This is a genomic window from Clostridium sp. AF02-29 (assembly GCF_934835585.1).
Classification (GTDB): domain Bacteria; phylum Bacillota; class Clostridia; order Lachnospirales; family Lachnospiraceae; genus Otoolea; species Otoolea fessa.
In genome coordinates this window covers 1-5,101 of record NZ_CAKVZK010000063.1, presented here as the reverse complement: position 1 = coordinate 5,101, position 5,101 = coordinate 1, and the positions used below count along the sequence as shown (strand labels likewise).

Annotated in this window: 5 protein-coding genes; 1 reads left to right on the top strand and 4 read right to left on the bottom strand. The window is 44.2% G+C overall.

Going from position 1 to position 5,101, the window contains the following annotated elements; genetic code table 11:
• The first annotated feature begins 146 nt into the window (after positions 1-146).
• A complete protein-coding gene (locus PUQ60_RS11230) occupies positions 147-704 on the top strand; it encodes a hypothetical protein (RefSeq protein WP_273483014.1) in 558 nt (185 codons plus the stop codon).
• Positions 705-735: 31 nt separating this feature from the next.
• Here the strand turns inward: PUQ60_RS11230 and PUQ60_RS11225 are convergent, their stop codons facing one another.
• The 4 genes from PUQ60_RS11225 to PUQ60_RS11210 form a co-directional block, all read right to left on the bottom strand.
• A complete protein-coding gene (locus PUQ60_RS11225) occupies positions 736-1,752 on the bottom strand; it encodes a metallophosphoesterase (protein WP_273483013.1) in 1,017 nt (338 codons plus the stop codon).
• 24 nt (positions 1,753-1,776) lie between these two features.
• On the bottom strand, positions 1,777-2,628 hold the full coding sequence (locus PUQ60_RS11220) for a hypothetical protein (RefSeq protein WP_273483012.1): 852 nt from the start codon (positions 2,626-2,628) through the stop codon (positions 1,777-1,779).
• Between the two features lie 30 nt (positions 2,629-2,658).
• The gene (locus tag PUQ60_RS11215) at positions 2,659-2,937 is read right to left on the bottom strand and encodes a hypothetical protein (protein ID WP_273483011.1); all 279 of its coding nucleotides are present in this window, start codon (positions 2,935-2,937) and stop codon (positions 2,659-2,661) included.
• A 32-nt stretch (positions 2,938-2,969) separates the two neighbouring features.
• Positions 2,970-5,101: HsdR family type I site-specific deoxyribonuclease (locus PUQ60_RS11210; protein ID WP_273483010.1), on the bottom strand; the 2,132-nt coding region annotated here is incomplete at its 5' end.

Genomic DNA, 5,101 nt, shown 5'->3' with positions numbered 1-5,101 from the left:
ATTTTTACATTTTAACAGAAGGTTTTTCTTTTGGGTGGATGTTTTTGATATTTTTTTGATATTTTTTGAAACTTTTGCAGCAGATGCATAGTCTAACCATCAGAGACCTGTAAGATATGGTTTTATTTAAGAGAGGAGTTTTACTTATGAAAAACAAAATGATCTGTACACTTTTAACTACTGTGATGGTATTGTCTTTTGCTGCCTGTGGCAGTCAGGGAAATGGAGCAGCAGCTTCGGCGGAAAGTACGGTGACTTCCGAAATCGGTGCGGAGGCTTCTACTGCTGAAAGTTCTGCTGCTGAAGCTAGTGCTGAGACAACTACAGAAGCTTCTGCTGATGCGGCCAATGGTACTTCATATGAAGACAACTTTGCAGTTTCCACAGAGGATGCTGCCGCTTTCGCTAAAAAGATCCAGGATGACGTAGTCGCTGAAGACCTGAATGCTCTCGCTGATCTGGTCAATTATCCGGTCTATGTTGCTCTGGGCGATGGCAGTGTGATCGAAACCAGGGAAGATCTGATTGCCTTAGGTGCAGACAAAATCTTCACCCCTGAGCTGAAAGATTCTATGGCTAATGCTGATCTGTCCGAATTAAGCCCCAGTATGGCAGGCTTCACCCTCTACAGCACCGGTGACGGTCCTAACATCACCTTCAATGTCCAGAACGGAGTACTCGGCATCAGCGGTATCAATTACTAATCATTCTCGTACAAATCAGGGGAGCCTTTCATCAGGCTCCCCTTACTCGTGTCGAAATAGCCGTTTTCAACGGTACCATAGTGATATCTATGTTCCCGTCTGTCTTCCTCGTGATCAGCGTGGCTCCACGCTGGATATATTGCTTCGCAATGCCGGAATATCCCAGATAATCAATGGACATTCCGTAGGTCATGCGGATGCCCTGATATATCAGGGATAATGTATTCAGGTGATCGTGTCCACAGAATATCCATTTCAGCCAGCCGTTATCCACCGCTTTTTCGAAAAAATGTGGCGGTTGATTCGATATTCCGAAGTACTCGTCCTTTTCTCCGATACTGCCATGTTCATAAATCACGCTGTGATCGCCCAATTTCATTTTCTCATAAGCTTCCTTAAATTCTGCGGGCGGCATGTGGAAAAATGCCATGGCAGGCACTTTTCTCTCGTTCAGTTTTTCCATGCACCAGTCCGTCTGATCCTCATGGATCCGGTCGAAACCGCTGAAAAACCAGCCGTCACCATACATGTTGGAATCCAGCAGAATCAGCGGAAGTAACAGTTTTCCCTGATCATCTGTGAGGTCTACTACAAAATTTCCCACACCAGCAATGGGATTCTGAGGGCTGTGCTCATATCTTCCTTTGGTAAAAACCGCATATTTTCCCGTGGCAAAAATCTCCGCCAGCTGCTCCTTATTACAGGCGGAGCCCATTTCACAGTCATGGTTACCAAAGACCAGAGTATAGGGAATCTGAAAACCATCCAGAAATGCCAGCAGTTTTTCTGCCTGCTTTCGGTTGTTCATGGTACCGCTTTTGGGGAAAAACGGGAACACAGAATCACCGGTCAGGACGATCAGGTCCGGTCCCGTCCGGCGGACCAGCTCCGTCACCGCTTCCAGCGCCAGTCTGTCCTTTTTCCCGGAAAACATGCCGAAACCAAGGTGCAGGTCTGTCAGCTGTAATATTTTATAATCTCTGTCCGTCGGGATGCAAAGGGAAAAAGTCTCTTCGTCACGGATCTGAAAGTTTTTGGAAGTATACATAAGAATCTCTTTTCTTTTTGGGGATTAACTCAACGGGATCAATGCTCCTATTGCAGAAAGTACTGTTGAAATCACCATCAGCACCTGAAAAGGCACCGTGCCGATCACGCCGCAGATAGGACTGCTACCGGCTTTTTTCCTGGACTTTCCATAGGTCAGCACCAGCATGATGCTCACCAGTACCACAACGCCACTCATGATCCTGGTCAGAACGATAAAGCTGTTCACGCCAAACACAGCAAACAGAATGCAGGGAACTGTGGCGATCAGCCAGCTGATGCGGTTGCCGCTGCCGATCTGCTCATGAACCACATCGCGGAGGGCGAGAGTATTGCTCCAGAACGTGGTAAGTAAAGCAAACAGGGAAAATACGCCTGCCAGGATCATCGCCCAGGTACCGATGCTCTCTCCCAACTGCATGTATGCCAGTTCTTTTTCCAGTGCTCCCTTGGTTCCCAGGAGAACCGTGCCCGTCACGATCAGGACAAACACTGAAGAAAGCCCAAAACCGATGAAGATGGAGCGGCGAATCTGTTTCGCGTTGCCATCCAGACCTTTCACCACCTGGATCACTGCCTGATTGGCGGAAGTTGCGAATACCACCATGCTGTACAGCGCCAGCAGATTATTCCAGTGGAACTGTGCCCGTTGCAAAGAATTCAGCGGATGCAGAAAAGTTCCTACCGTCATCACTGCCACAATTCCCATGAGGACAATGACTGCGTACTTCTGTGCGATGCCTACGGCTTTCATGCCGATAAACACCACGACTCCGGCGATCACATAGTACAAAATCTGCGCCGCCACGAAAGGCATTCCGAACCAGTTCACAAAAATCTGTGCTCCGCCGTTGATATTACCGCTCACACCGATCATAATTGCCAGCCCATAGACGATAAATACACTCTAGCTGAATATCTGCTTCATTGTGCCGTGGAACAGCTCTCCTTCGAAACTTTTTACCAGCTGGACGCCACCGTTGTTATAGGACAACTCGGCAATGATCAGGTGCAGGATCACGTTCACACAATATGCAATCAATACCATCCACACGACATCCAGCATACTGTTCTTCGTGGCAAGATACGGAACGGCAATGATGCCGGTACCGATGCTGTTGCCGACGATCATGCTGATGGCTTCGAAGGTCGTGAGATGGGCTTCGGATTGGATGGGGTGGGACATAGGGAGGACCTCCTTGGTAAAAAATAAGGTGTTTAATCAACACTGTATGGTGCTTTTTCTTCCGCCACCTTCGACAGTTCTCTTTCTGGCATAAATTGATAGAGTTTTTCCTCTTTACGAGGTTCCACATTATCTGTCCAAAGTTCGCACTGGCTAATTACTGTGTTGATAGCGTAATCGTAGTCTTCCGGCGGATATTTATACTTTTTCAGAAGTCGCTTAACCATCTTACGCATCTGTGCTCTAGCAGTTTCCTTTTTCTGCCAATCAATAGTACGGTTCTTGCGAAGCATTTCGGTAAGCTCTTTTGTAAGAGCAATCAATTCGTCGTTCTTGTAAAAATCTTTGATATGCTCAGGTTTTGTAATTGCATCATAGAATGCAAGTTCTTCTTGCGACAGTCCCAGTTTTTCTCCATTTTTATAAAGTTCAGCAATCTCCTGTGCAGTCTTCAGCAATTCTTTAATAACTTCTTCATTTGTAATTAAGCCATTATAGTAAGAATTCATTAATTGTGCTATCTTTTCTGAGAATTTCTGCGATTGTACCACATTAGTTCTCTTATATAAAGATACCTGTTCAGCCATCAGTTTCTTCAAAATCTCAACTGCAATATTCTTTTCTTTCATTTTGGATATCTCATCCAAAACTGCAGGGTCAAACAAGCTAAACTGTTCACCACCAGTTTTGCTACTATCAAAAAGGTTTATAACTCCTTCACTTTGTACTGCCGCTTTCAACAATTCATTAATCTGGTCATTGATTTCTTTAAGCGATAGGTTCTTCCCCGCGGTTCCTCCGTAGGTAATCTTAATAACCGTTGAACGGACAGCTTCCATATAAGCCGCTTCATGTCTTTCTTGTTCAGTTGTCATGCTGGAGCAAAGGGAATGTGACTGTTTTAACAGCATAGCTTCCTTCAAGAACATATCTTTTCTTTCAGGTACTCTTGCATCCAAAATAAAATTTGCGCCACCGGTAATAAGTTGAGCCATCATAAGTGGTGAGCCGCCAATAAATCCACTAAAATCAAATCCATGCAGTATATCTTTACAGACTTGCAGCTTTTCCTGAAACTTTGGATATGCCATTCTGGTAATATTCATATCACCATATTTGGATTGATCACGCTTCGTATATTCTTTCATTGCAGCTTTCAATGCAGAAGCAATTCCAACATAATCGACAATTAATCCACCTTCTTTGTCCTTGAATACACGGTTCACACGTGCAATTGCCTGCATCAAATTATATCCATGCATTGGCTTATATATATACATTGTGGCTAGGGAAGGAACGTCAAAACCTGTAAGCCACATATCAACGACAATCGCAATCTTCATTGGATCATTATTGTCTTTAAACTTTCTAGCCAATTCTTCTTTGTGCGCTTTTGTTCCAATGATTTTCTTCCATTCCTCCGGATCATTGTTGCTGCCTGTCATAACTACACCAATTTTTTCTGTCCAGTCTGGACGCATCTCCAAAATCCGTCGATAAATCTTCATTGCAATCGGACGAGAATACGCTACAATCATCGCCTTTCCTGTTAATAGATTCGCTCTATATTTTTCATAGTGGTTTACAATATCATCACAAAGAGATGCAATGGTCGAATCTGCTCCAAGAACGCTTTCCATCTGCCCCAGCATTTTCTTACTTTTCTCAATCGTTTGCGCATCAGACTGCTGTTCCAGAATATCGTAAGTAGAATCAATCAGTGTTAATGTATTTTCATCCAATTTCAGATGCACAACACGACTCTCATAATAAACCGGTCTTGTTGCCCCATCTTCCACAGCCTGCGTCATATCATAGACATCAATATAATCGCCAAAAACTTCTCTGGTATTTCTATCCTTTGCAGAGATCGGTGTTCCCGTAAACCCAATGAATGTAGCATTTGGCAATGCATCGTGAATAACTCGTGCATTACCAATTACAGTACGGGCTTCCTTTTCACCGTTTTTATTTTCTGACACGACAATTTTCTCATCGAATCCATACTGACCGCGATGAGCTTCATCAGCCATAACTACAATATTTCTTCGTTCCGAGAGGGCTTTCTCGCCACGCTCGAACTTAAACATTGTGGTAAATATAATTCCGTTTGCATTTCTGCCATCAAGAAGCGCCTTTAAATTCTCCTTGCTTTCAGCTTGTA